The sequence below is a fragment of the Pseudomonas sp. GM21 genome (assembly GCF_000282215.1).
In the GTDB taxonomy this organism is placed as follows: Bacteria; Pseudomonadota; Gammaproteobacteria; order Pseudomonadales; family Pseudomonadaceae; genus Aquipseudomonas.
Genome location: NZ_AKJS01000024.1, coordinates 1 through 2,143, shown reverse-complemented (window position 1 = coordinate 2,143; position 2,143 = coordinate 1). Strand labels below are relative to the sequence as shown.

1 protein-coding gene and 1 pseudogene are annotated in these 2,143 nt (G+C 53.4%); one reads left to right on the top strand and one right to left on the bottom strand.

Annotation, left to right across the window (positions count from 1 at the left end; translation table 11 throughout):
* Positions 1–71: 71 nt before the first annotated feature.
* Positions 72–896 (top strand): annotated as a pseudogene (locus PMI22_RS23755) (outer membrane beta-barrel protein); the annotation flags it as partial.
* Between the two features lie 220 nt (positions 897–1,116).
* Here PMI22_RS23755 and PMI22_RS23760 read toward each other — a convergent pair.
* Positions 1,117–1,335: a TA system antitoxin ParD family protein gene (locus PMI22_RS23760; protein WP_007943587.1), complete on the bottom strand. Its 219-nt coding sequence runs from the start codon at positions 1,333–1,335 to the stop codon at positions 1,117–1,119.
* Positions 1,336–2,143: the final 808 nt, after the last annotated feature.

The following is a 2,143-nucleotide window of genomic DNA, read 5'->3' as shown; positions in this document are numbered from 1 at the left end:
TGACACCGGGTTAACGGGGGCATGGACGCCTCACCCTTCAAGACTTTGATAACAAAAACAAGAGACAGACAATGCACAACATCAAGGTGAAAACGCTTGGTGCGGTTCTGGCCGCCTTCACAACGCTCAACTCCCACGCCGCGGAGACTCCCGAAACAGGCGAAGGCACGCTGTTTCGTAGTTTGTTTGGAGACACTCTGGAAAAGGATTACGGGATTCAGGTCACGGGACTATTCGACGTTGCTTACTCACGCAACAACCAATCGACACAAAACGAGCGCCAAGATGGACTGAGTAACTTGCCTGTAGCGGGTTTCGCCGATGAAGGCCTGGAATGGGGCAGCCTGCATCTGTTTGTCGACAAGGCTCTAAAAAGCGACATGGTGCCACGCATCACACCGCTTCCAGGCCCGAAACCCAGTGAAGCGTCATTCGGTTTCACCATTGAAACGAACTACGGCCGTAACGCCCAATTCGCCCGGACCTACGGCTGGGACATGCACTGGGATGTCAACTCACCGGGTGATGACAACTTGGAAAAGGCCAAGCGCGACAAGCAAAAATTTCTTGCCGTGCCCAACATCGCCGCCACCGCTTATGTGCCTTACGGCCCGGGCGTAACTGCCATGGCAGGCATATTCGGGCCTGCGATCGGTTACGAGATCCCACCCAACATCCGTGCCGCACGAAACCCGTTCGCCAGCAAGACTTACGCCTTTGTCAGTGAGCCCGGCACCGTCGCCGGGGTCTTGTTGGGGACACGTTTGTACAACAGCGAATCATCGATTTTCGGCGCAGAACTGGGCGTGGTTCAGGGCTGGAACAATCTGCGAGACAACAACGACGAAAAGTCGCTGATGGGCGCCTTGCGTTGGCGTACCGCTGATATGCAGACCTCAACGCCGCTGGAACGGACTCACTGGTGAGTGGCCCGACCATCATACAGATCATGCTGAAGTTGAAAAAAATCGTCAGGAACGTTGATTCAACCACTCGACGCAACGGATTGGCTTAATCGTTCAGCGGGCATAGCGAGTCTTTTTGCTCGTCATCGACCGCCCCCGTAACCGGCGAGAAACGGCCAAAACGCGTGGTGTGGGGTACGGACCGCGCCCCTCATTCGAAGGTGTACTCACTCGCGTCGCCCATCTTCACTTGGGCTCTGGCCTGCAAAAGCCCTACGAAAAATTCATATGGTAGCTCAGGGTTTTGCTCAGCAATACGACCTATGTTGGCCCAGTGTTCAATCTGCTTGGGGGTTGAACGATGTGCGGCTGAAGCATAAATGCGAGCACTTTCAATCAGGGCACTGTCGAGCTTGATGGCGGTACTCATGAGATATCCAGGTTGTCCCTAAGCGTTTCACAATCAAACCTTTTGCAGCCTATTGTCAATGGGTCATGGGGGGCATTGAACAACACTTTATCTTGTCTTACCTGAACGGCATCAATGCTCCGCAAACTGATGAGTGCCCCATTTGGTGTGGGTTTCATAGCAACTGAGTAACAGCGTCTATTCAGCTCACGCTACGCAAGTCACGCCGGCACTCACACTGATGCGGCAGCAATTGGTAAAAATCACTTGCTCGCTGCGTTCGCAGCTGCATCAGTACATCTTTGAAAGACGCATATGGGAGTGACATTTCAGCAATTGGATCAAGTCGGCGTCGGCGCCAACACTTCGCGACCCTCCAGCCGGCAAACTGCTCGCCCGTTCTTTGTTATGACGAAACTGTGACCTTGGTTAATCAGCGCAACAAGGCGGCGGAGTCGCCGACGAGCTTGGCTACAGCTGAGGGTCTTACACATAACTGAGGCACCTCGTAAATGGTGTTCTAGAGCATAGTTCTCATCCATTGGCTGGACCCAACCACGTACGATATTCAAGCTACGGCGAAGCAAGGCATCGTTGATCTATCGGACGATGAATTGAGAGCTGCCCACTTTCTGCTTGGTCATGCATAGCTTGAAGGCACCGTCAGATTATAGAGATTGAGGTCGACGATACGTTAAACATGAAAGCGCAAAGGGAGGGGTATATTTACCCGGCGTCCCGCTCCACTCAACCGTCGCTACCCAGTTCAAGGGGACGGTCGAAACGTTAAAACGCCAGAAGGTTCCTGCCTGACGAATCAAGCGTGATT